At 63.9% G+C, this 24270-nt stretch carries 20 protein-coding genes; 3 read left to right on the forward strand and 17 right to left on the reverse strand.

What is annotated here, in order from left to right; all coding sequences use genetic code 11:
- Positions 1 to 215 precede the first annotated feature (215 nt).
- Entirely contained in the window at positions 216 to 1115 is a 900-nt protein-coding gene (locus EWM57_RS03420) for a DUF2911 domain-containing protein (protein WP_129919729.1), read from the forward strand.
- A 115-nt stretch (positions 1116 to 1230) separates the two neighbouring features.
- Here the strand turns inward: EWM57_RS03420 and EWM57_RS03425 are convergent, their stop codons facing one another.
- From EWM57_RS03425 to mnmA, 6 genes are all read right to left on the reverse strand, one after another.
- On the reverse strand, positions 1231 to 3777 hold the full coding sequence (locus tag EWM57_RS03425) for a TonB-dependent receptor (RefSeq protein ID WP_129919730.1): 2547 nt from the start codon (positions 3775 to 3777) through the stop codon (positions 1231 to 1233).
- Entirely contained in the window at positions 3777 to 4460 is a 684-nt protein-coding gene (rpe, locus tag EWM57_RS03430; RefSeq protein WP_129919763.1) for a ribulose-phosphate 3-epimerase, read from the reverse strand. Before rpe ends, EWM57_RS03425 begins: the two co-directional genes overlap by 1 nt.
- A gap of 245 nt (positions 4461 to 4705) precedes the next feature.
- Positions 4706 to 5023 (reverse strand): hypothetical protein, encoded by a 318-nt coding sequence (locus tag EWM57_RS03435; protein WP_165370395.1) that lies wholly within the window; start codon positions 5021 to 5023, stop codon positions 4706 to 4708.
- Positions 5024 to 5205: 182 nt separating this feature from the next.
- The gene (locus tag EWM57_RS03440; RefSeq protein ID WP_129919732.1) at positions 5206 to 6894 is read right to left on the reverse strand and encodes a S8 family serine peptidase; all 1689 of its coding nucleotides are present in this window, start codon (positions 6892 to 6894) and stop codon (positions 5206 to 5208) included.
- Between the two features lie 176 nt (positions 6895 to 7070).
- Complete coding sequence (locus EWM57_RS03445; protein ID WP_129919733.1) at positions 7071 to 7820, reverse strand: hypothetical protein; 750 nt, start codon at positions 7818 to 7820, stop codon at positions 7071 to 7073.
- A gap of 15 nt (positions 7821 to 7835) precedes the next feature.
- Positions 7836 to 8993: a tRNA 2-thiouridine(34) synthase MnmA gene (mnmA, locus tag EWM57_RS03450; RefSeq protein ID WP_129919734.1), complete on the reverse strand. Its 1158-nt coding sequence runs from the start codon at positions 8991 to 8993 to the stop codon at positions 7836 to 7838.
- Between the two features lie 264 nt (positions 8994 to 9257).
- Here mnmA and trpF point away from each other — a divergent pair, with 264 nt between their 5' ends.
- The gene (trpF, locus tag EWM57_RS03455) at positions 9258 to 9884 is read left to right on the forward strand and encodes a phosphoribosylanthranilate isomerase (protein ID WP_129919735.1); all 627 of its coding nucleotides are present in this window, start codon (positions 9258 to 9260) and stop codon (positions 9882 to 9884) included.
- A gap of 105 nt (positions 9885 to 9989) precedes the next feature.
- On the opposite strand, the gene trmB is transcribed toward trpF, so the two are convergent.
- The 8 genes from trmB to EWM57_RS03495 form a co-directional block, all read right to left on the reverse strand.
- Positions 9990 to 10652, reverse strand: coding sequence for a tRNA (guanosine(46)-N7)-methyltransferase TrmB (trmB, locus tag EWM57_RS03460; protein WP_129919736.1), 663 nt, complete (start codon positions 10650 to 10652; stop codon positions 9990 to 9992).
- Between the two features lie 9 nt (positions 10653 to 10661).
- A complete protein-coding gene (locus tag EWM57_RS03465) occupies positions 10662 to 11966 on the reverse strand; it encodes a bifunctional folylpolyglutamate synthase/dihydrofolate synthase (protein ID WP_129919737.1) in 1305 nt (434 codons plus the stop codon).
- 90 nt (positions 11967 to 12056) lie between these two features.
- The gene (locus tag EWM57_RS03470) at positions 12057 to 12941 is read right to left on the reverse strand and encodes a hypothetical protein (protein ID WP_129919738.1); all 885 of its coding nucleotides are present in this window, start codon (positions 12939 to 12941) and stop codon (positions 12057 to 12059) included.
- A 118-nt stretch (positions 12942 to 13059) separates the two neighbouring features.
- Positions 13060 to 13470 (reverse strand): ExbD/TolR family protein, encoded by a 411-nt coding sequence (locus EWM57_RS03475; RefSeq protein WP_129919739.1) that lies wholly within the window; start codon positions 13468 to 13470, stop codon positions 13060 to 13062.
- Between the two features lie 114 nt (positions 13471 to 13584).
- Positions 13585 to 14292 carry a MotA/TolQ/ExbB proton channel family protein gene (locus EWM57_RS03480; RefSeq protein ID WP_129919740.1) on the reverse strand — a complete coding sequence of 236 codons (708 nt, stop codon included), beginning with the start codon at positions 14290 to 14292 and terminating at the stop codon, positions 13585 to 13587.
- A 1-nt stretch (position 14293) separates the two neighbouring features.
- Positions 14294 to 15448 carry an HU domain-containing protein gene (locus EWM57_RS03485; protein ID WP_129919741.1) on the reverse strand — a complete coding sequence of 385 codons (1155 nt, stop codon included), beginning with the start codon at positions 15446 to 15448 and terminating at the stop codon, positions 14294 to 14296.
- Positions 15449 to 15619: 171 nt separating this feature from the next.
- A complete protein-coding gene (locus EWM57_RS03490; RefSeq protein ID WP_129919742.1) occupies positions 15620 to 17326 on the reverse strand; it encodes a TonB-dependent receptor in 1707 nt (568 codons plus the stop codon).
- Between the two features lie 90 nt (positions 17327 to 17416).
- Positions 17417 to 20629, reverse strand: coding sequence for a tetratricopeptide repeat protein (locus tag EWM57_RS03495; protein WP_129919743.1), 3213 nt, complete (start codon positions 20627 to 20629; stop codon positions 17417 to 17419).
- A 234-nt stretch (positions 20630 to 20863) separates the two neighbouring features.
- Here EWM57_RS03495 and EWM57_RS03500 point away from each other — a divergent pair, with 234 nt between their 5' ends.
- Positions 20864 to 21349, forward strand: a complete 486-nt coding sequence (locus EWM57_RS03500; RefSeq protein WP_129919744.1) for a hypothetical protein — start codon at positions 20864 to 20866, stop codon at positions 21347 to 21349.
- Between the two features lie 84 nt (positions 21350 to 21433).
- On the opposite strand, the gene EWM57_RS03505 is transcribed toward EWM57_RS03500, so the two are convergent.
- The 3 genes from EWM57_RS03505 to EWM57_RS03515 all read right to left on the reverse strand — a co-directional run bounded on the left by EWM57_RS03505 (position 21434) and on the right by EWM57_RS03515 (position 24220).
- Entirely contained in the window at positions 21434 to 21895 is a 462-nt protein-coding gene (locus EWM57_RS03505) for an RES family NAD+ phosphorylase (protein WP_129919745.1), read from the reverse strand.
- 116 nt (positions 21896 to 22011) lie between these two features.
- Positions 22012 to 22458, reverse strand: coding sequence for a type II RES/Xre toxin-antitoxin system antitoxin (gene parS, locus EWM57_RS03510; protein ID WP_129919746.1), 447 nt, complete (start codon positions 22456 to 22458; stop codon positions 22012 to 22014).
- Positions 22459 to 22720: 262 nt separating this feature from the next.
- Positions 22721 to 24220 carry an NCS1 family nucleobase:cation symporter-1 gene (locus EWM57_RS03515; protein WP_129919747.1) on the reverse strand — a complete coding sequence of 500 codons (1500 nt, stop codon included), beginning with the start codon at positions 24218 to 24220 and terminating at the stop codon, positions 22721 to 22723.
- Positions 24221 to 24270 lie beyond the last annotated feature (50 nt).

The following is a 24270-nucleotide window of genomic DNA, read 5'->3' on the forward strand; positions in this document are numbered from 1 at the left end:
GGTGCGGAAAAGGGGCGCGACGAAGGTCATGGAGGCGAATTGCTGGGGCAAATGTACGAGCAGCGGAACGGGAACAAAATTTTACCGGGTAAAAAATCCTGAAAACCCGGACCTTTGCGGGCACGTTTTCTAGCCCACCGGGCTTTTGGCACCATTGTTTCGGGGTGCCGGCGCGGCGCGGACCTCCCGCCTAGCTTCGGCCTTACTTCCCTCCTATGCGCTTTATTCGCCTTTCTGCCCTGGTTTTCGCCGGCAGTGTTTCCCTTGGTTTTTTCACTGCCCCGCCGGCCCGGGCCCAAAGCCACGCCGAGCAGCAGCAGCTGGCCCTGCCCCAGGTAAGTCCCCACGCGGTGGTGCAGCAAACGGTGGGCCTGACCGAGGTGGTACTCGATTATCACTCGCCCAGCGTGCGCAACCGCGCCATCTGGGGCAGCCTCGTTCCCTACGACCAGGTGTGGCGGGCCGGGGCCAACGAGAATACCATCATTTCCTTTGCCGACCCGGTGGTGCTCAACGGCCAGGCCGTGCCGGCCGGACGCTATTCCTACTACGTGGTGCCCCACGAAAACCGGGACTGGGAAGTGGTGCTCAACCGCGTAACCACGCACTGGGGCGCCGAGGGCTACGACGCCAAGGACGACCAGCTCCGGCTGACGGCCTCGCCCGAATCGGCGGCCATGCACGAGAACCTGCTGTTCTGGTTTTCCGAACTCAAGCCCGCCAGTGCCCGCCTGAACCTGACTTGGGAAAAGCGCACCGTGAGCGTGCTGGTCGAGACGGACGTGCATACCAAGGTGCTGGCCACCATCGAGCAGACCATCGCCGCCCAGCCCCAGAACTGGCAGCTGCTGGCCCAGGCCGCCGACTACTTGGTGCAGAACAACCTCGAGTCGGAGCTGGCGCTGCGCTACATCAACGAGTCGATCCGGCTCAAGGAAGCCTACACCAACACCTGGATCAAGGCCCGGCTACTAGCTTCCAAGCAGGACTACGATACGGCCATCGTCTATGGCCGCAAGGCCATCAAGCTCGGCGAAAAGCAGGATACCAACTTCAAAACCCAGCTCCCCAACATGCGCCTGGCCCTGACCGAGTGGCAGAGCAAAGCCTATTAGGAGTTAGGTCTTCCATCTAAAAGAAGAGCCCCGCAACTGGATAGTTGCGGGGCATTACGCTTTTTAGCCTAGTCCCAGAATCTTATTTCCGGAAACCTGAGTTCCTGACTTCGGCCTAGAACCGGGCAATAACGCGCAGATTCACCACGCGCTGCGACAGGTAGTTGGGCACGGCGTAGGTGCGGCCATTCACGTCCTGCACGTAGCTGTAGCCCGCCACGTTGTTGGCCTCCAGCACGTTCAGGATTTCCAGACCCACCCACAGGCTTTCCAGCTGCCCAGGCCGGCGGCTGGCCTCGGGTCGGTTGCTGAGCAGCAGCACCTTGGAAAAGCCCAGATCCACGCGCTTGTAGGAGCGGGTCAGCTTGGTGGTGCCGCGCAGCTCCTGATTGCCGGGCGGGCTAAAGGGCAGGCCAGTACCGAAGACCAGGTTCACGTAGCCTTTCACCGTGGGGTTGTTGGGCAGTTGGTCCTGGAAGAACACCCCGAAGTTGAGGCGCTGGTCCGAGGGCCGGCGGATGTAGCCTTTCTCCGCGAAGCCGATGGAATCGTTCTGGGCGTTACGGGTGATGGTGTAGTCGCCAGCCACGTTTTCGCGCGTGGTCAGCACGCCCAGGCTAAACCAGGACTCGGAGCCCTTGACAAACTCCCCGCTCACCCGCGCGTCGAGGCCGGCGGCGTAGGCCGTGGCGTTGTTCTTGGCGAAGTAGCGCAGGCGCACGTTGTCGATGTCGTAGGGCACCACGTCGGTCAGGTACTTGTAGTACACTTCGGAGCTGAGCTTGAAGGGCCGCTCCCACTGGCGGAAGCGAAGCTCGGTGCCGGCAATCAGGTGCAGGGAGCGTTGGGCGCGCAGCTCGGGGTTGAGCGTGGCCTGCTGCATGAGCGCGCTCTGGGGCGTGGCCCGGGTGCCCCCGGCCTGGTTGCGCAGCTCCCGGTAAAACGGCGGCTGGTAATACACGCCCGTGGCCAGCTTAAACGACAGATCCGGGTTGCGGCGGGTCATAAACGAGTACTGCACCCGCGGACTCACCGTGAGCTGCCCGTTCGTGCTCCAGTAGTTGCCGCGCACCCCGTAGGTGAGCGTGCGCAAGGAATCAAGCTCCAGCGTGTGCTGCACGTAGCCCTGGGCGCGGTAGCTGGCTAAATCCAGGTCCGACACGAGACGGGTGCGGCGGTACTCGGGTACAAAGTCGGCCGAGTCCATGAAGCTATACTCGTTGAGCTGGTCCTCGATATGCTCGCGGCCGACTTTGAGGCCCCCGCGCACGGTGTGGCGCTGCCCCGGCGTCCAGCGGCCCCGGGCTTCGAGCGTGGCTACCCGGGCCAGCAGCGTGTTGCGCGAGTGGTCGAAGCGGGAGCCCACGTTGCGCTGGCGCACGGCCTTGTTGAAGTCGGGCGAGTTGGGGTCCCGGTTGATTTCGGCAAAGCTGTACTTGGCTTCCTCGTCGCGGTACTCCAGTTCCCGCGACACCATGGCGCTGCCCAACAGCTCGCCCTGCAGGTTGCGGGTGAAATTGTGCTTGAGGCTTAGCCCGCCCTGGTAGGTGTCGTACTGCATCCGCTCCCGGCCTTTGTAGGTGATAAAGAGGCGGGTAAACTGGGCCGTGGACGTGCTGAAGGTGGCCTCCCCGGATTCGGGCGTGAGGCGAAAGTCGTTGTGGGCAAAGCTGGTCAGCAAGCTCAGACTGGTCCGCTCCTTGTCATCCTGGGGGCCCAGCGCGGCGTTGACGTAGGCCTGCCCGTCGTAGAACGTGGGGTTGTAGCCGCCCTGCTGCTGCTTGAGGGAGCGGAGCACGTAAGTGGCGTTTTTGTAGCGGATGCCGGCCAGGTAGCTCACCCGCTTGTTAGGCGAGGTGGCTTCCACGTGCATGGTGCCGCCCACCAGGCTGCCCGTGGCCGAGGCCCCGAACTTGGCGGGCGTCTTGTAGTCGATGTTGAGCACCGAGGAAAGCTTGTCGCCGTACTTGGGCTGCCAGCCCCCGCTCGAAAACTCAATCTTGCTCACCAAGTCGGGATTCACGAAGCTCAGGCCCTCCTGCTGGGCGGCCGTAATCAGAAAAGGGCGGTACACCTCGATGCCGTTCACGTACACCAGGTTCTCGTCGTAGTTGCCCCCGCGCACCGAGTACGTGCTGCTCAGCTCGCTGTTGGACACCACCCCGGGCAGGGTTTTGAGAATCGCGTTGAAGTCGCCGAAGGCCGAGGGCAGCTCCTTGGCCGCGCGCGGGTCGATGCGGGTGATGCTGACCTGCTCGCCGGTGTTGGCCTCGTCGTTGCGCCCGCGAATGGTCACGTTGGTCAGCGCCCGGTTGTCGGCGGCCAGCGTCAGGGTCACGTCCGCGGGGCTGTCCAGGTTCAGGGGCTGGCGCACGGCTACGTAGCCCAGGCGGCGGGCTACCAGCACGGGCGCCCGGCCGCTGCCGGGCCGGGCCACGCTGAGCGAAAACCGGCCCCGGCTGTCGGTGTTGGTGCCGCCGGGTTGGCCTTCCACGCCCACGCCCACCAGCTCCAGGGGCTGGCCGGCGGCGTCGCGCACGGTGCCCGTGACCAGGACGCGGGCCACCTGCTGGGCCCGGGCAACGGGCAGGGAAAGCAGCAGTACAAACGCGGCCAGCCAGCCGGCGCGGCGGGCCCAGCAACTCAGGTAGCAACGCGGCATTAGCGGGATTCTTGGGCGGCGAGCGTGGCCGTTAGGTGGGCCCGCAGGTTGGCCAGGGTCAGCACTGGGTCAGCGGAGTTAAACACGAAGCTGCCGGCCACCAGCACGTCGGCACCGGCTTCCACCAGGGCCCCGGCGTTATCGAGGCTCACGCCCCCGTCGATTTCAATCAGGGCCTCCGAGCCGTTGTCGACCAAGAGCTCCTTGAGCTCGGCCACCTTGCGCAGGGTGTTGGGAATAAAAGACTGCCCGCCGAAGCCCGGATTCACCGACATCACGCACACCAGGTCCAGGTCGGCGGCGATGTCGGAAAGCACCGACACCGGGGTGTGTGGGTTCAGCGCCACCCCGGCCCGGCAGCCCAGGGCCTTGATCTGCTGAATCACGCGGTGCAGGTGTACGCAGGCCTCGTAGTGCACGGTAATATTAGCGGCGCCCGCGTCGCGGAACGCGGCTATGTAGTGCTGGGGCTCCTCAATCATCAGGTGCACGTCCAGCGGCTGCTGGGCGTGCCGGTGAATGGCCTGCAACACGGGAATGCCGAAAGAAATATTGGGCACGAAGCGGCCGTCCATAATGTCGCAGTGCAGCCAGTCGGCGGCGCTGGAAGCCAGGCGTTGGGTTTCGGATTGGAGGTTGCCAAAGTCGGCGGCAAGCAGCGAGGGAGCCAGCAGCGGGGCCATGCGTCGGGTCGGGTTCATAGGGCGAAGGTAACGCTTTGGCCGGCAGGTTTTGGTATGGCGTCCCCGGGAGTCCGCCGCCCTTTTTTCTGCCCCCCCGCCCCCTGCTGCCGGTTTCCGCCGGCCTAAGTCGCGCCGAAGGCTTACCGCTCGGCTACCGGCGGGGCCCGCCGCGAAAAAGCCCTTTGCCGCGGCGCAGCAAAGGGCTTGGTTCAAACTAGCAGGAGCGGCTTGCCCCGGGGCAGCAATTACTTCACTTCGGCGGGCTTTTTCCAGGCCTGCCAGTCGAGCTCCCCATTATCCTTGCGGCGCAGGAAATAGGTCTGGTCATCCTTCTGGGTTTTGCCAAACGTGACATCCCCGCGGCAGTCCAGGCACTTCACGGACGTGTACTTAAACTTGTCCTGCGCCAGGCGCGACGAGAGGTCCAGATTATCGGAGCCGCACAGTCCGCAGGCCTGCACGTCGGGAAAGCTGAGCCGGTCGTATTCGGCCACCACTTCGTGCAGATTAGGACCCTGCACGGTGAAGTGAAACTGGCGGCGGCCAATGCGCTTAGTAATCATGAGCTGCAACATACTGTCAACTTAGGGTAAAAAGGGGAAACAGGAAACAAGGGCGGTGTATTGCCCCATTCCCAACACTAATATGGTTGGAATTAGTGCGAAGTAAAACGAAAAAAGGGAGAAAATCAGCCGGCTGACCTTCCCCCTTTTTTGGCAAGCCTAATCAGCTCAGCAAAAGCCGCCTACAGCCGCACAAAGCGCACCGTTTGCTGGGTGCGGGCCGAGCCGACCACGCAGGTGTACATGCCCCGGGCCAGCGGGCCGGTGGGCAGGGCCACGTCGGCCGTACCGGCGGCGTTGAGCTGGAGCTCCCGCACGAGCGTACCGCGGGCGTCGAAGATGCGCACGTATAGCGCGGGGGCCATACGTAGCGCGGAGCTCAGGTGCAGGTGCAGCTCTTCCCCGCGGCTGGGGTTAGGGTACACGCCCAGGGGTTCGGCGGCGGCGGCCCCAGCCGAGGCCAGCGGGTTGTTGGGGTGGGCCAGGTTGTAGGCCGTCACGAAGCTGGGAATGCCGTAGCCCAGGGTATTATCGGGGCTGGTGGCCTGGGAGCCGGCGCTTTGCAGGTAGCGAATCACTTCCTGGACCTTAAGTGCGGGGCTCGACTGCCAGAAGCCGGTGGCCATGCCGGCCATGATCGGGCAGGCAAACGAGGTGCCGTTGCCGGTGCCCACCGCGCCCGAAGGATACACGATGGCCGCCGCCTGGCCCTGGGCCACCATGTTGGGCTTGATGCGGCCGTCGGCAGTGGGGCCGTAAGAACTGAACGAGGCGTGCTCGCGCTGGGCTGTGACGGCGCCCACGGTCAGCACCGAGTCGGCATCGGCGGGGGCCGTGATGTAGTGCCAGCCGGAGTTGCCTTCGTTGCCGGCGCTGTTGACGACTAGCATGCCCACCCGGGCGGCCGTTACGGCGGCGCGGGAAGCAATGGCCGTACGCCCGTTCATATCGGCGTAGGTGTAGTCCGTGGAGGGCGCGTCAAAGGTGTTGTAGCCCAGCGAGGAGCTGATAACATCTACCCCAGCCGAGTCGGCGTACTCGGCCGCCACGAGCCAGTTAGCTTCTTCCACGGGGTGCTCGGAGTTGATGTCCTCGGTGATAAACAGCCGGTACGTGGCCTTGGGCGCGGTACCCAGGTAGGTACCCGGCTGGTTGCCGGCCAGCGTGGAGAGGCAGAGCGTGCCGTGGTCGTTGCGCTGGTACACGTCGGCCGTCTTATCCACAAAGTTGAAGGTACTGGCAATGCGCTGCTCCTGAAACAGGGGCGCAAACACGGCCATCTGGTTGACCCCGGGGAAACCCGCGTCGAAGACGGCTACCTGCATGCCTTCCCCACGGAAGCCGGCGCTGTGCATGCTCACGGCCCCAATCATCTGAGCCTGCCCGAAGGCCGTCCCGTAATCAGCAGCCGAGGCCGGGCGCTGGGCGGGCGCAGTGGAGGTTTCCGGATCGGGGTGGCGGGGCGCGTTCTGGCCGCGGTTCAGCGTCTGGGCGCCCTGTACGCAGCTCAGCGTACGGATGGAGGCCAGCGTGGTGGAGTCGCAGGATACCACCGCGGCGTTAAACCAGCGGGACGTGTACCAGACCCGGACTCCTGCCACGGCTTTCACCTGGGCCACGTAGGCCGGGTTCACCGGCAGGTCGCGGGGCTTGAGGGCAATGCCCTGCCGGGTGCGGCGCGCCAGGGCCCGGGCCGACAGAAATGCCTGGGGCTGGCTCAGGCTGAAGGGCGTGCCGGCTTTGTTGGTGAAATAAATCAGGTGCTTGCGCACGGTGGCCGTGGCGCGCGGGGGCGGACCGGCCGTGGCCAGCGCGGGCGGGCTAGCTGCGGCGCTCAGGCCGGCCAGCAGCAGGAAGTGAGAAAAGCGCATGCGGGGGTTCGAAGGTAGAAGTTGGCGTACGGAAAGATACGGATTTGCCGGTGAGTTGGGCACCCCGCACCGGATTGGGACCTGGCCGGCGGCGCGGGGACAAAAAAAAGCAGCGCGGCCGGTAGCTGACCGGCCGCGCTGCGGGAATTACGTTTTAGCTTACTACAACCAGGGCGCTAGGGCGTGTTGCCTTTTTCAACCAGCACTTCGGTACGGACCCGCCCTTTGAAGATCTTGCCGGGCTCGGGGCTGCAGCCCGGGCCGCTGCAGTAGCCCAGGCGGCGGCGCACCCGGTACACCGGCCCGCTGCCCTGGGCGTACACCTGCCGGTACTTCGACTTCTCGTACAAGCCGTCGTCGACGCTGATATCGTCGATGTCTTCGGTCGTGACGGTGTGCTCGTAGTGAAAGCTCTGCCCGTTGGCCGAGGCCGTGAAGGGCTCCCCCACGCCCAGGTAGCGCCGGTTTTCGGTTCCCTGCACCGAGTCGGTCAGCGAGTTGTAGGCGTTCTTGTTCCAGGCCCGGTCCGCGCGCACGGGAAAAACCAGCTCCACGGTCCGGCGGTTGTTGCGGGTCAGCAGCAGCGTTTTCTCGCTGCCGCTGACCACCAGCACGCTGTCGTCGCGCCAGGGGTCGGTGGCCAGCACCCGCTTCGAGCGAATCACCCGGTAGGCGGGCTGCCCGCTGGCATCGGTGATGCGCTCGGCCAGCCGCTCCCGAAACTGATAGCGGCTCACCGGCTGCCGGGTGAAGTTCTCCCAGGTTGAGTCCGTGACGGCGTAAATCCGGTAGTCGCCCAACGCCAGCGGGTAGTAATCGGTGCCGGCTTCGGGCCCCGAAACGGATTCACTTTGGCAGCCGGCCGCGGCCAGGGCCAGCAGGCTGGCCCCGAGCACGCGCCGCGCCGGGCGGAGGGAACTGAACATAGAATAACGCTTAGCTTAAGGAGTAACGACCGTCGTGGCGAGGGAAGATACGGGAACTTCCCCGATTAGGTGGCGCTCAATCCAGCCCCCGCCGATAACGTCCTGCCCGTCGTAGAACACGGCAGCCTGCCCGGGCGTAACGGCGTGCACGGCTTCCTCGAAGTAGACGTGGATTTTGTCGCCGATCTGCTCCAGAAACGCCGGGGAGCCGTCGTGGTTGTAGCGGATCTTGGTGCGCGAAGGCACCAGGCCCATGCCTTCGAGCGAGGCAAACTTGCCCATGTTGAGCTTGCCGACCAGCGTGCGGGTGCTGGCCAGCTCGTCGAAGTTGCCGAGCACGACCTGGTTGGTTTCGGGCCGGATTTCGGTGACGTAAGCCGGGAAGCCCAGGGCAATGCCCAGGCCTTTGCGCTGCCCGATGGTGTAGAACGGGTAGCCCTCGTGGTGGCCAATGACCGTGCCGTCGCGCAGCACAAACTCGCCGCCGGCCACCCGGGCCTCGAGTCCTTCCACCCGCCGGCGCAGGAAGCCGCGGTAGTCGTTGTCGGGAATAAAGCAGATTTCGTAGCTCTCGGGCTTGTTCACCAGCTCCGTGAAGCCGCGGCGGCGGGCCTCGTCGTAAATCTCGGTTTTGCGCATGCCGCCCAGTGGAAACAGCGTGCGGGCCAGGCTCTCCTGCGAAACGCCCCAGAGCGCGTACGATTGGTCCTTGTGCTCGTCGAGGCCCTTGCTGACGACGTAGCGGCCGTTTTCGTGGCGCACGTTGGCGTAGTGACCGGTGGCAATAAACGCGCAGCCGAGCTGGTCGGCCCGGCGCAGCAGCGCGTCCCACTTGATGTGGGTGTTGCAGAGCACGCAGGGGTTGGGCGTGCGCCCGGCCAGGTACTCGGTGGTGAAGTTGTCGATGACGAAGTCGCCGAACTCGTCGCGGATGTCGATGATGTAGTGCGGGAAGCCCAGCTCCACGGCAATCTGGCGGGCGTCGTTGATGCTGTCGAGCGAGCAGCAGCCGGTTTCTTTCTTGGAGCCGCCCGCCGAGGCGTAGTCCCAGGTTTTCATGGTCATACCGACCACCTCGTAGCCCTGCTCGTGGAGCAGCACGGCCGCCACGGAAGAGTCAATCCCGCCGCTCATGGCGACCAGGACGCGTCCTTTTGATTCGGAAGTATTCATATTCATTGGTTGAAAGCCAAGCGTGCGGCCGAAAAGTTTCCGGCGCCCATTCCGCAAAGGTAACAACTCCGGCGCTAGGGCTGCTGCCGGCCCGTCTAAACCGGGCCGGTTGGGCCGGCGGACCGCTCCCGGGCGCAGGAACTTTATTTTCCGATAATTAAGCCTTAAAAACATTGGACTCATCCAAGGCAACGGTTTTATCCCGAATATTGCACCCGCTTACCGCCGAGTTTTTCCGCCCCGTTTCCTTCTGCCTGCTTTGCTATGTCTTTGATTACCCCGGTGCTGGTTCGCGGCATCAACAACCTGTCGGATGCCCGTTACTGCGCCGGCATGGGCGCCGATTACCTCACTTTCCGCCTCGACCCGGTGCTGCCGGAGTTTCTGCAGCCCGAAGCGGTGCAGGAGCTCAGCGGCTGGGTGGCGGGCGTGCAGCTCGTGGGCGAGTTTGACACGCTGCCGGTTGAGGAAATCAACGCCATTGCCCAGGCCTGCCGCCTCGACTACGTGCTGCTCCACCGCCGCCGCACGCCCGAGGAGCTGGCCCAGCTGCGCGTGCCGGCCCTGAAGCTCATCAAGTGGATTCCGGACATGCTGCTGGAAGACGTGGAAAAGCGCTTCCGCGACCAGCAGAATCAAGTAGCCGGTTTTCTGCTGGCCACCGCCCCGTCCGAGCCGCTGACCACGATGCAGCGCACCCAGCTCATTCAGCAGTGCCGCACCTATAAGATCTGGCTGGGCGTAGGCTTTGCTGCCCCGCTGAGCGTACGCCGCCTAGTGGAGGAAGTACAGCCCACGGGCATCGTGCTCGAGGGCGGGGAGGAAATCAAGCCCGGCCTGCGCGACTTCACGGAGCTGGAAGCCATTTTTGAGCAGCTGGAGGAAGAATAACTAGTCCGGCCGCCTTGGCACCGGCCCCCAATTAGCATAAAAAAAGGCGGCCCAGGTACGGGCCGCCTTTTTTACGAGTTCTGTGGCTAACTGCTGGTTGGGAGGTTAACTCAGCGTGCCCTGCAGGTACTTGATGGGAATGCCCTCAGCCCGGAAGCGGCGCTCGTAGTGGGTCTGGATGTCTTCGGCGTGGGGCAGCAGCTCAGGCGTAGCGTAGAGGTCCTTGGTATGGGCCAGCACCGTGGCGCCGGGTCGCTGCTGCACTACTTCCAGGGAATAGTCGAACAGGGCCTCGTCATCGGTTTTGAGGTGGACCAGGCCGCCGGGGCGCAGAATCTGCTGGTAGAGGTCCAGAAAGCGCGGAGCCGTCAGGCGGCGCTTGGCGTCGCCCAGGCGCGGCCGCGGGTCGGGAAACGTAATCCAGATTTCGGCCAGCTCGCCGGGGCCGAAGTGCTGGAGCAGGTCCAGGGCCCGCATGCGCACGAAGCCCACGTTGGTCAGCCCCAGCTCCTGGGCCCGGTGGCTGCCCTTCCAGATCCGGTCCCCCTTGATATCGAGGCCCAGGAAGTTACGGTCGGGGTAGCGCGCGGCCAGCCCCACGGTGTAGTCGCCCTTACCGCAGCCCACTTCCAGGGTGATGGGCCCGGGCTGGGCGAAAAACTCGGTTTGCCAGCGGCCGGCGAGCTGCTGAAAGTTGGCTTTGCCCGGCTCCACAATGTCCGGCCGCTCGGCGTTGCTGGCGAAGCGCTTCTGTTTTACTCGACTCATAGGGGTACTTTACGCGGAATATAACTCGGCCACTTCGGCCACCACAAAGGTACTGCCCCCGATGAAGACCACGTCATCGGCGGCGGCGGCGGCCCGGGCGGCGGCCACGGCGGCCCCCACCGGCCCGTACACGGTGCCGCGCAACCCGGCCGCCGCCGCCCGCTCCGCCAGCTCGGCCGCCGGCAAGGCCCGCGGAATGTCGGCCTGACAGAAGTAGTAGCGGGCATCGGCGGGCAGCAGGCCCAGCATCTTGGTCACGTCCTTGTCATTGACGGCGCCCAGCACGAAGTGGAGCTGCCGATACGGGAGCCGGGCCAGCTGGGCCGTCACAAACCGGATACCGGCCTCGTTATGGCCCGTGTCGCAGACGACCAGCGGACGACGGCCCAGGATGGTCCAGCGGCCGCGGAAGCCGGTCAGGCGGCCGACCTGCCCGAGGCCCGTGCGCACGGCGGCCTCCGGAATCACGAAGCCCTGGCGGCGCAGCTCGGCCAGCGTGGCCAGCACCCCGGCCACGTTCAGGCGCTGGTAGTCGCCGGCCAGGGCCAGCGCCACGGCGTCGAGCTCTGCCGCGCCCCGGATCTGCACGGTTTGGGTGGCGGCGTCGGGGGCGGCCTCCCCGACCGGCGTTACGCGGTAGTGCTGGTCGGCAAAGAGCAACGGGGCCCCGAGTTCCCGGGCCTTGTGCTCGAACACGGCGGCTATCTCGGGCTGGGTCTGGCTGATGACCACCGGCACGCCGGGCTTGATAATACCCGCTTTTTCGCCCGCAATTTCGGGCAGCGTGTCACCCAGCAGGTTCTGGTGGTCGTAGCTGATGTTGGTTATCAGCGACACGAGCGGGGTGATGATGTTGGTCGAGTCGAGCCGGCCGCCCAGCCCTACTTCCACAATGGCCACGTCGACCCGCTGCTCGGCGAAGTAGGAATACGCCAGCGCCACGCACATCTCGAAAAACGAGGGCTGCACCGGCGCAAACTGCGGCCACCACTTTTCCACCCACGCCACCAGATACTCCGGGGCCAGGTCCTGCCCGTTGACTTTGATGCGCTCGGTGAATTCGCGCAAATGCGGGGACGTGTAGAGCCCGACTTTGTAGCCAGCCGCCTGTAGCGTGGCCGCCAGCAAATTCGAGGAGCTACCCTTGCCGTTGGTGCCCGCTACGTGCACGGCCCGGAACTGCCGCTCCGGGTGGCCCAGCAGCGCAGCCAGCGCCTCAATGTTGCCCAGCCCCTTCTTGAACCCGGCTTCGCCCACCCGCTGAAACATGGGAAGCTGGGCGTAGAGAAAAGCGAGGGTTTCGGCGTAGGTCATGCGGCAGGAACGAGGGAAACAGGGTGTAAAAGTAATGCCGCCGGCCGGAAAACTCCGACCGACGGCTTACTGAACTTGAACGGCCGGCGCTTAGCGGACCGTAATCTTAAAGGTGTAGAAGCCCGTGGCGCCCCCAGCCGTGGAGCTGGTGCGGCGGAAGTCGGCGTTTTGCAGGGCATCCCGGCACACCTTTTCCTGGGCCGGCGACACGTTGCCCGACACTTTGGTCACGGCTTCCACTTCCCCGTCGGCGTTGATTTTGATTTTGAAGCGCACAAAGCCCGAGGAGTTGTCCAGGGCTGGGGCTTCGGGCTTGGTCACGAAGGCCCAGCCGCTCATTTCCAGCCCGCCCGAGCCGGGGCTGCTGCCCGAGCCCCCGCTGCCGGGCTGCCCGTAGAGAGCCTTGGCGTCGAGGGAGCCGTTGGGGTTGCCCTGGTCGCCGACGGCGCCGGCCCGGTCGCCATTGTTGTTGCCGGTGGCGTTGTTGCTGGAGCCGTTTTCGCCGTTGCCGCCCCCGTTGGCGCTGCCCTTGGGCGTGTAGAGCGTGCGGGGCTTTTCAACGGGCTTGGGCACTTCCTTCACCTCTTCCTTGCGCGGGGCAGCCTTCTCCACCGGCGGTACGCTCACCGGGCTTTCCTCGGCCTCGCTGGTCACGATTTTATCTTCCGCGGCCGGCGTCGGGTCGGGCGGCGTGGCTTCCTGCACGGGGCGCGGCGTGGGGTCGGGGGAGGAAGCGGGCGGGCGGCTGTCCTCGCGGTTCTGCGACTCGTTGGCCACGGCCTTGCTTTGAATGTCGCCGGAGCCAGCTTCATCCACGCCGTAGTTGAGTTCTACCCCGTCGCCGCCGAAGGCCACCAGCGGCGGGTCGGGGCCTTTGAAGACGGTAAACACAAAGGCCGCGGCCAGCAGCGCATGAATAGCCACCGTGCCAATTATCGCCTCGCGGCGGTGCTCTTCGCGGTAGTCTATGGGCATGACTCGTTGGTTTTTAGTTGGTGGTTTTTAGTTTTTGGCTTTGGCTATTCAGTCAACGTATTTGCCTTCGCTTGCGTGACCAAAACCAAAAACAAATTACCCAAAACCAGCCGAAAGCTTACTTGGCGGCGGCCTGCTGGGCCTGGGTAGCCATCACCATCTTCACCTTGAGGCGGTTGCCGATTTCGAGGATGTCGACCAGCTTCTGCACGTTCAGCGACGAGTCGACGCGCAGCACCACGGTGGGGCTGTCGAGGCCGGCAATGCGCTGGGCCAGGGCCGTTTCGAGGGTGGCAGCCGTCACGGGCTGACGGTCCAGAAAGTAGGCCCCGGCCGCATCCACCGACACGTTAATGGTCTGCTTCATGACGGCCTTGCCCGAGCGGGCATTGGGCAGCATGAGCTTAATCACGTTGGGGTTCACCATCGTCGACACAATCAAAAAGAACAGCATCAGAAAGAACATGATGTCGTTCATCGAGCTGGTCTCGACGTGCGAGGAAAGCTTACGGCGCCGGCTGAGGTCCATGGGGTGAGATGGTGAGATGGTGAGATGGTGAGTTTGATGTTCTGGTGGCATAAACCGCGCGGCTTGCGCCAGCGGCACGACAACTCACCAGTTCACTATCTCACCAGTTCACTACTAGTTGTCCTGAAGAATGTCCATGAACTCGATGGCCGAGTTTTCCATGCGGAACACGAGGCGCTCGACCATGATGCTGAGCCAGTGGTAGCCGATGTGGGCAATGATACCCACAATCAGGCCCGCGGCTGAGGTCACCATCTTGGTGTACAGACCACCCGAAATCTGGGCGATGCCAAAGTCGCCGGTGGCGCTGATGGCGTAGAAAATCTTGATTACGCCGATGATGGTACCCACGAAGCCCAGCATGGGCGCGATGCCGGCAATGATGCCCAGGATGCTGATGTTCTTCTCGAGGCGGGCAATTTCGATCTTGCCCACGTTTTCCACGCTGGCCTCAATGTCTTTGAGGGGTTGGCCGATGCGGCGGATACCTTTTTCCACCATGCGGGCCAGCGGCGACGGGTTTTGGGCGCAGAGCATCTTGGCCCCCTGCAAGTCCCCTTTCACCATCAGCCCGCGGATACCGGCCATAAAGGCGTCGGGGTTGACGGCGGCCCGGCGGATGGTGATGAAGCGCTCAATGATGATGTAGAGCGACACAAAAGAGAGAAAGAACAGCGGGAGCATGATCCAGCCGCCCTTCAGAATCAGGTCGAGCAGGGAAAGGTCGCCGGTGACCGTGGGGGCACCCGCGGCAACGGCGGTGGCGGCAGTATCGGTGGCGGTGGTAGCGGCGGTGGTAATCTGCAGCAGGAATGCGGTCATGCTAGTAATTGAGAACCCAAAGATCAGAACCTAAGTGCTTCCGCACCAGGGGCAATTGTTGCTGAGCCTGCGCCTTGCTGGCGAAGTCGACGGCCGAGAGGCGGTACTTGCGGCTGCCCGGGGCCGGCAGCACCACTTTGGCGTCCTTGTGGCCGTGGCGAACCAACGCCAGGCGACCTTTTTCGGCGTGGGCCAAGGTGGTGTAGGCGCCCACAATGATGTAGGAACGACCCGTACGGCTTTTAATTGTGGTCGGGCCGCCGGCCGGGGCCAGCGCCGGAGCGACTACGCCAGCCTTGGCTACCGGGGCTACTGACGCGGCCGGGGCGGCCTTGGTTGCAGCCGGCGTTACTACCGCCGCGGGTTTGCGCCCGGCCGTCTTCGCGGGCACCACAGCCTTGGCAGCGGCCGGAGCCACGGCCGCGGGAATCACGGTGGCCGCGGCGGGCGTCGACTCCGTCCAGTTGCTATTGGCCAGCGTGGCCTGCTGCCGGGCCAGGGTTGGCTGCTCGGCCGCGGAGGTCGTTTCGGTGACTTCCGCCGCCTGATTCAGATCTATTCTAAGACTTTCAGGCAGATACCCCAATTTCAAGGCGCCCTGGTAGTTAGCCGACAGAATCAAACCCGCAATAAGAGCAGTGGCCATTACTTTCAGAGTCTTGGCCAGGCGGCGCGAGCGGCGCACGGTGAGCAGCGGCGCGGCCGGCTGCCGGTCGCGGGCCAGCAGGGCGTCGGTGGCCCGGATGGGGCGCGAGACCAGCTCGGGCAGGCCGTAGCTGGCTGCCAGCAGGTTCTGGTGGCCGGTGTACTCAAAGTCGAGGCCGCGGCCCGCGGTGCGGCGGAAAATACCGATGCCGGGCAGCTCCGTGCGCTGGCCGGCTTCCAGTTCGGCCTGCAGCCCCAGCACGGCCTCGCGCACGAGCTGCCGGGCCTGGGTGGGCGACACCTGCAGGGTGGCGCTCAAGGCGTCCACCAGCAAGCCGTCGTTGCGGGTCAGCGACTGGTTGAAGGCTACGTGCTTGGCCGGCGGGGCCAGCGTGTGGCGCACGGGGTGAATCTGAGCCGGCGCATAGTCGGCAATCAGGCCGCCAAAGTCCGGAATGATAACGCAGTCGTGGTCCCGGAGCAGGGTGCGGATATGGTCGGAAAGCTGCATCAGGCGGCAAGAGTTACGAAAGGGTGAGCGTAGGAGTCGGCCCGGCAACGCGAAAGACCTTCCGAGCGGCCGGCCCCCTCCTGCCGGGCGGCAGAAAAGTGGGTTGCGGGCGACCAGAAGGCCTTGCGGGTACTAGGAAGCGGACAGATACGGCATCAACGCAATCAGGTTCTAGAAGTCGTAGGTGGCACCCGCCAGCACGTTGAGGCCCTTCACCGGATAGTTCAGGAACCGCTCGTACTTGCGGTTGAGCAGGTTATTGCCCGAAGCAAAGATGGACAGATTTTCCATAATACGGTAATCGGCGCGCAGGTTCAGGTCGATTACGGCGTCGGTGGCCTTCACCACGCCCACCAGCGGCCGGGGCAGCGGCTGGGTTACGTCGCGCTGATACTCGGTGCCAAAACTGCTGCTATAGGTGTAAAGCTCAGCGCCCAGCAGCAGCTTGCTGTACATGTTGTAGGTGGCAAACAGCGTGCTCTGGAAGGCCGGCCGGTGGTAGGCTTTGGCCAGGGAATGCACCTTGTAGCCGTTGTAGTCGGCCTTGAAGCCGATGCGGACCTGCTCGGCGGCGTTGTAGAGGATTTCGCCGTGCACGTTCACCAGCTGGGTGGCCTTCTTGTCATAGACGAGGTCAAACTTGGCTGAGTCCCGCGCCGAGTTGTTGTAGAAGTACAGGTTTCGGTCGTTGCTGAGCGTGACCTTGGCATTCACGCTCAGGGCCCGGGCCGGGGTGGCGTTGAAGCCGAAGTAAAGCGTGGGGCCGCGGTGGGTATCAGCCACGCGCTGGCGGGAAGCCAGCCACTGGTTTTCGGTGCTCAAATCGTAGAGCGTGACGCGCTGCAAGCCCCCGCCCAGGCCGGCGAAGGCCACGAATTTGTCTTCGGCCACGGTGTAGCCCACCCGGATGGCCGGGTAGACGTTGAACTGCTGGGCCCGGCGGATGGTGTCGCCGGTGTAGCCCAGCGTGGCGCCCACCGACAGGTGGAGCCGGTCCAGGGCCAGCTCGTAGGCGGGCGTGACCTGCACGAAAGGCCGGCTCACGGAGTAGGCCGAATCCTTCTGGGAGATGAACGACACGTCCCCGTTCACGCTCACCTTGCTGGTTTCGCTGAGCACGTAGGCCGACCGGAGCTCGGCGTGCACGTTGCTTTCGGTGGCCTTGAAGTTGTCTTTCCAATAGTTGAAGCCCAGGCCAAAATCGTACTGGAAGGCCGCGTCGGCGGCGCGGTTGCGGGCGTAGACCCGGGCCGCGGCCCGGGTGAAGACCTGCTTGAGCTTGTCGGTTTCGGGCGGCAGGCGCAGGGTGTTGCGGTTGTAGCCGTAGAAGTTGTACCGCTCCCGGCCCAGGTCGATTTTGGCCCCCAGCGTGGTGGCGCCGCTGTAGGTTTCGCCGTTCAGGCCCAGGCTGTTCTGGCTAAAGCCCGAGTTCTTCTTGTCGACGGGGCCGTTGGCGGAGGCCATGTGGCTGAAGTCGAGGCCGTAGGAAGCGGCGTCGGAGCGGGTATTGTGCAAATAGATTTTGCCGTAGGTCGTGCCGTAGTTGCCCAGGCCGGCCTTCACGTAGTTGCCGGTTTGCGGGGCCAGCTCCTCGGCCCGGATGGTGAGCACGCGCACCGAGGGGTTGAGCCGGTCGGCGGGCAGGCGGAAATCGGGGTACGTGTAGCTGACCTTGCCAGCCTGCTTGGTGGGCGGGTCGATGCGGATTTTCTCGAAGTTGCGCGTGGCCTCGGGCAGCTGGTTTACCCGCTCCTTGACGATTTCGATTTCGGCGTCTTCAATCTTGCCCCCGGTTTTGCCGGTGCGCTGGGCCTGGGCGGCCAGCGGCGCGGCGGCGGTCAGCAGTACGGCCAGGGCCAATGGTTGACGAAGGGTCATATGGTAGGGCTTAGGGTCTTGGGGCAGCGGCGGCTAGGCCAGGCAGCCCCCGGGACTTGCAGAGGTGAGGTAAAAAGGCTGTTCCGGCGACTATTCCTCGGCCGGCGTGGGCGTGGCCGAAGAATCGGCCGGGGCGGCCGGCTGGGTGGGCACCAGGGTGTTGGTAGCCGCCTTGCCCTTGGCCGGGGCTTTCGTGGTGGGCGTTTTGGTGGCCGGGGCCTTGGTTGGAGCTTTGGTCGGCGGGGTCTTGGTGCCGCCCGACGAGGAGCCGCCCCCGGCCGGGGCGTCGCCGGGCAGGGCGGCCAGGCGCTGCTTGGCCCCCTCAATGACTTCGGCCACCGGGAATTTGTTGTCGATGATGGAGTTCAGCGTAGCCCGGGCTTGGAAGATTTCGCCCTGGGCCTGGTAGATGTCGGCAATCAGCAAGAAGCCGCGGCCCTGCCAGAGCTCGTAGTTCGAGGAGTTGGTTTTGTAGGCCGCGTCCAGGGCTTCAGGGTACTTTTTCTGCTGAAACAGCACGTCGGCCAGCAGGTACTGGGCCTCGGCGCCGGTTTCGTCGGTGGCGGCGGCGGCCGTGGTCAGCTCGGGCACGGCCTGCTCGAAGTTGCCAGCCTTGTAGCTGGCCTTGGCCAGGTAGAGCGTGGCGGCGTTGGTGGCGTTGAGCGTGGCTCCGCTCAGGGCGCGCAGTTCCTCGGCCACCCGGCGGGTGGCGGCAAAGTCCCCGCTTTCGTAGTAGCTCTTCATCAGCCCGATGCTGGCCGTGGCCACTTCGCGCTTGTTCGACGACGACTCGCGCAGGCGCCCGTAGTACTTGATGGCCTCGGGGTAGTTCTTGTTGTCAAACTCGAGGTCGGCCACCCGGCCCACGGCCCGGTTCACGAACTCCGACTTACCCTCCGTCACCACGGCTTTCAGGCGGGGCAGGGCCTCGGCTTTCTTGCCGGTTTTCAGGTAGGCATCAGCCAAGAAGTAGCGGCCGTCGGCGGCCAGGGCGGTGCTGGGGTACTGCTTGAGGTAGGTTTCCAGGCGCGGAATGGCCTGGGCGTACTTCTCGGCCAGATACAAAGACTTGGCGGCCTCAAACTCCACGCTTTCGGTGGCTCCGCTTTCCGGGTTCTGCTGCTTGAACTGGGCCAGGTACTGGTCGAATTCCTCGGTTTTGCCCAGGGCCGTCAGGCTTTCCTGGAGGCTAAACAGGGCGCTATTGGCCGCCTTGGTGCGCGGAAACTGGGTCAGCACCTGCCGGAAGTCCGTGACGGCCTTCTCGTGCTGGTTGAGGTTGGCGTAGGCCACCCCGCGCTTCTGCAGGGCCTGCGGAATCAGGGCCGAGTTGGGCCGGTTGTCAATGAGCTTGGTAAAGCCCTCGACGGCGGGCTGGAAGTCGCCGGCCTCGAAGTCGAACTGGGCCTGCTGAAACACGGCCGCGTCGGCGTAGCGGGAGCTCGGGGCCGTCCGCAAGAGCGTAGCCAGGGTTTTGGTGGCCTCGTCGCGACGGCCGAGCAGCCCCAGGGTCACGCTTTTCTGGTAGTAGGCGTAGTCTTTGTCGGCGGCGTTGGCCTGAATCACCTTGTCGTAGAGGTCCAGGGCCTGCTGGTAGCTTTTGGCAATGTAGTAGGTGTCAGCCAGGCGCAGGGTCACATCGTAGTAGTTCGCGTCGGTGGGCTTGGCAATCTTGTCGTTCAGGTACGCCTGGAACTGGGTGCGGGCGCGGTCGTACTGCTGGGTGTTGTAGTAGGCGTAGCCCAGGCCGTAGCGGGCTTTCTGGTCGAAGTCGGTGTCGGCGGCGGCTCCGTCGCGGGCGGTGCGGGCGGCGGCGGTGTAGGCCGTAATGGCCTCGGGGTACTTCTGGCCCACGCTGTAGACCTCCCCTTTCAGCACCTGGGCCGCGGCGCGCAACGCGTCGTCCTGCGGGTACTTCAACGACTTGTCGAGCACCGGCAGCGCGTCGGAGTACTGGCCGTTGTTGTACAAAGTGGCGGCCTGCAGGTAAGCCACGCGCTGGTAAGTGGCGTTGAGCTTGGTGCTGCGGTCGTCGAGGCCGTCGAGGTAGCGCAGGGCCTGGGCGTAGTCCGACGAGTTGAGGAAGCTCTCGCTGAGAATGTCGTCGGCGGCGGCCCCGTTTTTGGAGCGCGGAAACCGCTTGTTGAAGTCCTTGAGCGTGGCAATAACCTCGGGCGTATTGCCGAGCTCGTAGTTGATCTGGGCGTACTTGAGCGTGGCGTTTTCAGTGATGTTCTTGTCGAAGCTGGCCTTGCGGGCCGCATCAAACGAATTCAGCGCCAGCTGCTTCTGACTGGTTTGCAGGTAGCTCAGCCCCAGGTGGTAGGCCGCGTTCTGCCCCAGTGAGTCACGCTGGGCAGCCACGCCCTTCAAGCTGCCGATGGCGCCCTTGAAGTCGCCCATCTTGTAGTTGGAGTAACCAATCTTGTACTGGACCTTGGGCTCGATTTTCTTGCGGCCAGCGGCGTACTGGTCAAAGTAGGCGGCGGCCTGCTTATAGTCCTGCTTCTGGTAGTAGGCGTCGCCGACCAGGAGCTGAATTTCGTCGGCCCCCTGGGGCGGCGGGGTTTGGGCCAGGGCCTTGGTGCCGTAGCCAATCAGGCCGTCGAAGTCGCCTTCCTTGTAGTAGATCTGGCTCATGATGGCCGGCACCACGGGCTTGTAGGCGTCGTTTTCCTCGGCCACGGCCAAATCCTGGCGGGCCCCGGGGTAGTCGCCGGCGCGGAAGGCCAGGTAGCCCGCGTAGTAGGAGCTGGCGTAGCGGTACTGGTGGTTGCCCTGCTTGTTGCGGTCGAAGAGCAGCTTGGCCTTGTCGAATTCCTTCTGGGCGAAGTAGCTGTAGCCGAGCTTGAACTCCGCCTCGGCCCGCTGGTCGTTGGAGAGGTTGTCGGCCCCCACGCGCTGGAGGTAGTCGATGCTCTTGGCGTAGTTTTTCTGGTCGAAGTAGAACTTGCCCAGCTCAAAAAACGCCACCGCGGCCTTGGGGTGGGCCGGGTTGGCCGCCGCAAAGGCCAGAATGCGGTCCTCGGCGTCGGGGTGAAACAGGTAGAGACCCGATACGGCGTAGTAGTACTCGGCCTCGATGGTCCGGTCGCGCAGCTCGCCGGTGCGGCGCTGGGTCAGGTCGAGGTAGCGCTGGAAGGACTGCTGGGCGGCGCCGTACTTGCCCCGGTCGAAGAGTTCGAGGCCTTCCTGAAAGTGCCGCTCGTCGGCGGCAAATACCTGCGTCTGCTGGGCGTGCGCGGCTAGCGGGGCCGCCGCGCTGAGCGTGGCCGCCAGCGCAATCCGGGGAAATATCTTCATTATGAGGCGTTACGGGGAGGGGGCCCGAGGGGCCCGATACTGGCCAAAAGTAGCGAAAAAAGCCGTTGGGTTGCGCTATGGGGCTTTTTGGTCAGTTGGCAGAACGTGAAGGAGTGAGTTTTGGTATGCTGGGTGGGTGTAGGCACTCAGGCCGTAGGCGTGTTGCGCATTGGGCGTATCTTATCGGAACGCAGTATGTGCTGCTTTCGGGAAAAGAAACATTGCGATTGTCAAATGACTGTACAGAAAGGCTTTTTACTCTCCGCTGCCTTCGCGGCGGCTACGCTTGTAACGCCATTTATCTGGCTGAAAATCGGCCCCGCAGGATACGCTTACTACGGCCCTAACGTGCCGGATATCTACATCTTCGGGGCCACCATCACGGGTAAGGACAGGAGCTTCGACGGGATAAATCTCGCTTATAAATCTCAGCTGGCTATCATCCTGTACTTCGTCGTGAGTAGCCTTTGTGCAGCCATCCGTATGCGCAGAAGAAGAGAAACCCTGATTTTAAATTATATCAATTTCGCCCTGCTGCTGCTGTTCCCTGTCTGGCTGTATTTGTACAGAGGCGGCGTAATATCCAACAGCGACGGCGCGGATTTAACTACCTATCCTCATGTTGGTCTCCTGTTCTACGCGCTGCTGGTTTTGCTAAACATTCGGATATCCCGGAAAATCACGGCATTAGCTGCTCTTCCTATCAGCCCAAGTATGTAGCGCGCGCATCAGAATGAGAGTTGATGTAATGACGCGGGGCACGCGAACTACAAAGTTCGCGCTACTGGTTGTGCTTGGTGCTCCCTACTCCGGCTCCGGGGCCTTGATGCGGGCGTCGAAGCTGAACTCCTCCCAAGCCTGAATGCGGATGCGCTTGAAGTCGGGGTGACGGGTGTGCAGGATGTAGTTGGCCTCCTGGGGCACGATGGACGAGGGCACCCGCAGCACGGCGGCCGTGCGGGCCTCGTACCAGGCGTCGCCCAGGGGCTGGCAAACGGCGTAGCTGCTGGCTTTTTCCCAGCCGGCGGGCAGCTGCTCGGCGGTTATTTCGGCAATGACCACGTCGTCGGGCACCTCGATGACTAAGACCCGAAACTGGCTGTTGAGACCCTCGCCGCTGCGGTGAACCACGTTTTCGAGGCAGGCCAGGGCCCGGGTGGCGGCGGTGTAGATGACAAACTTATCCTGGGTGTTCCAGCGGGCCCGGCGCCCGGAGGCGAACAGGTCGTCGGCGTACTTGGCCAGGCAAATGCGGTAAACGAGCATACGCAGCAGATATTCAGAGCTGAGAACCGAGCTAGTAGCGTGGAGAACTGCGCTACTGTCGGCTCCAATAAGTGGTCCTGCCCAGGTTCTAAGTTCTCGACTCTAAGCTCGCACGCCTAGGCCAGGTCACCGTAGGCAATCCGGCTGAGCTCCTCCTCCACCAGGTCGATGCCGCCACTGGTTTCGAGCAACGGCAGCGGCACTTCCCCGGCCAGGCCGTGGGCGGGTTTGCCGAGCCAGCGCAGAAAGGCGGGCGCGTCGCCGAATACCTCCACGCCGAGCTGGTAGAGGGCAATAATCTTGAGCGTTTTCTCGCTGCTGGCCGCGTTGAGCAGCTTTTTGTTCTGGGTGTAGCTGCGCAGCGTCTTGGTGGAAAGCTCGTAGATGGCCTCGAGCTGGCTGGCCTGGAGCTGGAAGGCCTCGGCGACTTCAAACGCCGTGGCGGCCGGCAGGCCTTTGCGCGCGGCCATGACCAGGGCGAAGGAGTCCTGGCCGGTGCGGCCCCAAGTGGCCCAGGTGCTGTGGGGCGCGGCAGCTTTAGGACGGATTGCGGTAGTTGCCATAGGAGCAGAAAGTGAAGTCAGCGAAGCTAGAGAAATATTTCCGATTAACGCAGAAATTTTTCCTTTGGTTTCGCTTTATCTTTCAGAGCGAGTAGTCAGGTCCGCTGGAGCCAGTTGGGTTGCGCGTCATTCAGAACGGAGCGCGGCGGCGGAAAAGGGCGTTGCTCAACGAATGGGGCGTTGCGGAGGCGAAGAGCTAGCCCCTTCGCGCGACTCAGGATGTCAGCTCGGGAAGGCCACCCGCACGAAAAAACTCACTACTTCATCCTCTCACCATCTCGCCACCTACCCGCCGCCCGCGCATCAGCCCCATATACACCAGCACCGACAGGGCGAAGCCCACGAACCAGGCGTAGTGGTAGAGCTGGACCAGGAAGGGCGCCACGGATTCTTTGGGCAGCACGCCGACGGCCACCAGGAAGCCGGGCACGCTGGGGGCCACGCCGACGACCAGCGCCACGATGGCGGCCGGGTTGAAGCCGTTGCCGTAGGTGTAGCGGCCCTGGTAGCTATACAGGTCGGGCACGTCGAGCTGCTGATGGCGCAGCAGGTAGTAGTCGGCAATCATGATGCCACCGATGGGACCCAGCAGGGCCGAGTAACCTACCAGCCAGGTGAAAATAAAGCCTGAGGGGTCGGCAATAAGCTTCCAGGGAAAGATCAGCAGGCCGATGACACCGGTGATGTAGCCCCCGGTTTTGAAGCTGATGCGTGCGGGTGAGAGGTTGGCAAAGTCGTTGGCAGGACTCACGATGTTGGCGGCAATGTTGGTGGCCAGCGTCGAGAGGGCCACGGCCAGCATGGCGAAGCTCACCAGCAGCTTGCTGTCGAAGCGGCCGGCCAGCACCACCGGGTCCCAGATGGTTTGGCCGTAGATGATAAACGTGGCCGAAGTCACGACCACGCCGATAAAGGAGAAGATGGTCATGGACGTGGGCAGCCCGATGGCCTGGCCCATGGCCTGGGCCCGCTGGCTGGTGGCGTAGCGGGTGAAGTCGGGAATATTCAACGACAAGGTGGCCCAGAAGCCCACCATACCGGTGAGAGCCGGGAAGAAATAGGCCCAGAATGCTCCCGACGAGGCGAACTTGGCCGGCTGAGCGAGAATCGGGCCCAGGCCGTGGCCGGCGGAAATAGCCCACCAGAGCAACGCCAGCGCGGCCACGGGCAGGAAAAATGCCTTGAACACGAGCAGCCGCTTGATGCTGTCGACGCCGAGGTAGACCACGTACATGTTGAGCACCCAGAACAGCACGAACGTGATGGCCGGGCCGGTTTGCAGGCCCCAGGCGGCGGGAAACACGGCCGGCAGCGTAGCTAGGCCGGGCAGCCAGAGCACGGCCATCTGGTAGAGGGCGTAGCCGCCAATCCAGGTCTGGATGCCAAACCAGCCGCAGGCAATAAAGGCCCGCAGCAGAGCCGGAATATTGGCCCCGAGCACCCCGAAGCTGGCCCGGGCAAAGACCGGAAACGGGATGCCGTACTTGGTGCCGGCCCGGCCGTTGAGGACCATGGGCACCAGCACGATGATGTTGCCGAGCAGAATCGTGAGCAAGGCCTGCCACCAGTTCATGCCCCCTTCAATGAGCGAGCTGGCCAGCATGTAGGTCGGGATGCACAGGCTCATACTGATCCAGAGGGCGGCGTAGTTGGCGGTGGTCCAGCTGCGCGCCGACCAGGGCACGGGGGCCAGATCGGGGCTGGTCAGGCCGGGGGCGGCAGCTTCGGCGGCGGTAAGGGGCAGGTCGTGGATGGTTTCCATCGGGGGCAGGTAACGAACTGAACGTGAATGGCGGCGGGGAATGTAGAAAG

Source organism: Hymenobacter persicinus, from assembly GCF_004167665.1.
GTDB lineage: Bacteria > Bacteroidota > Bacteroidia > Cytophagales > Hymenobacteraceae > Hymenobacter > Hymenobacter persicinus.

Excerpts from the sequence above, each read along its gene's own strand:
- EWM57_RS03485 (WP_129919741.1), bottom strand. The coding sequence starts at position 15,448 with ATGCAGCTTTCCGACCATATCCGCACCCTGCTCCGGGACCACGACTGC.
- EWM57_RS03515 (WP_129919747.1), bottom strand. The coding sequence starts at position 24,220 with ATGGAAACCATCCACGACCTGCCCCTTACCGCCGCCGAAGCTGCCGCC.
- EWM57_RS03495 (WP_129919743.1), bottom strand. The coding sequence starts at position 20,629 with ATGAAGATATTTCCCCGGATTGCGCTGGCGGCCACGCTCAGCGCGGCG.
- EWM57_RS03420 (WP_129919729.1), top strand. The coding sequence starts at position 216 with ATGCGCTTTATTCGCCTTTCTGCCCTGGTTTTCGCCGGCAGTGTTTCC.
- EWM57_RS03445 (WP_129919733.1), bottom strand. The coding sequence starts at position 7,820 with ATGTTCAGTTCCCTCCGCCCGGCGCGGCGCGTGCTCGGGGCCAGCCTG.
- EWM57_RS03475 (WP_129919739.1), bottom strand. The coding sequence starts at position 13,470 with ATGGACCTCAGCCGGCGCCGTAAGCTTTCCTCGCACGTCGAGACCAGC.
- EWM57_RS03465 (WP_129919737.1), bottom strand. The coding sequence starts at position 11,966 with ATGACCTACGCCGAAACCCTCGCTTTTCTCTACGCCCAGCTTCCCATG.
- mnmA (WP_129919734.1), bottom strand. The coding sequence starts at position 8,993 with ATGAATACTTCCGAATCAAAAGGACGCGTCCTGGTCGCCATGAGCGGC.
- EWM57_RS03435 (WP_165370395.1), bottom strand. The coding sequence starts at position 5,023 with ATGATTACTAAGCGCATTGGCCGCCGCCAGTTTCACTTCACCGTGCAG.
- trpF (WP_129919735.1), top strand. The coding sequence starts at position 9,258 with ATGTCTTTGATTACCCCGGTGCTGGTTCGCGGCATCAACAACCTGTCG.
- parS (WP_129919746.1), bottom strand. The coding sequence starts at position 22,458 with ATGGCAACTACCGCAATCCGTCCTAAAGCTGCCGCGCCCCACAGCACC.
- EWM57_RS03505 (WP_129919745.1), bottom strand. The coding sequence starts at position 21,895 with ATGCTCGTTTACCGCATTTGCCTGGCCAAGTACGCCGACGACCTGTTC.
- trmB (WP_129919736.1), bottom strand. The coding sequence starts at position 10,652 with ATGAGTCGAGTAAAACAGAAGCGCTTCGCCAGCAACGCCGAGCGGCCG.
- EWM57_RS03470 (WP_129919738.1), bottom strand. The coding sequence starts at position 12,941 with ATGCCCATAGACTACCGCGAAGAGCACCGCCGCGAGGCGATAATTGGC.
- EWM57_RS03480 (WP_129919740.1), bottom strand. The coding sequence starts at position 14,292 with ATGACCGCATTCCTGCTGCAGATTACCACCGCCGCTACCACCGCCACC.
- EWM57_RS03440 (WP_129919732.1), bottom strand. The coding sequence starts at position 6,894 with ATGCGCTTTTCTCACTTCCTGCTGCTGGCCGGCCTGAGCGCCGCAGCT.
- EWM57_RS03500 (WP_129919744.1), top strand. The coding sequence starts at position 20,864 with ATGACTGTACAGAAAGGCTTTTTACTCTCCGCTGCCTTCGCGGCGGCT.
- EWM57_RS03425 (WP_129919730.1), bottom strand. The coding sequence starts at position 3,777 with ATGCCGCGTTGCTACCTGAGTTGCTGGGCCCGCCGCGCCGGCTGGCTG.
- rpe (WP_129919763.1), bottom strand. The coding sequence starts at position 4,460 with ATGGCCCCGCTGCTGGCTCCCTCGCTGCTTGCCGCCGACTTTGGCAAC.
- EWM57_RS03490 (WP_129919742.1), bottom strand. The coding sequence starts at position 17,326 with ATGACCCTTCGTCAACCATTGGCCCTGGCCGTACTGCTGACCGCCGCC.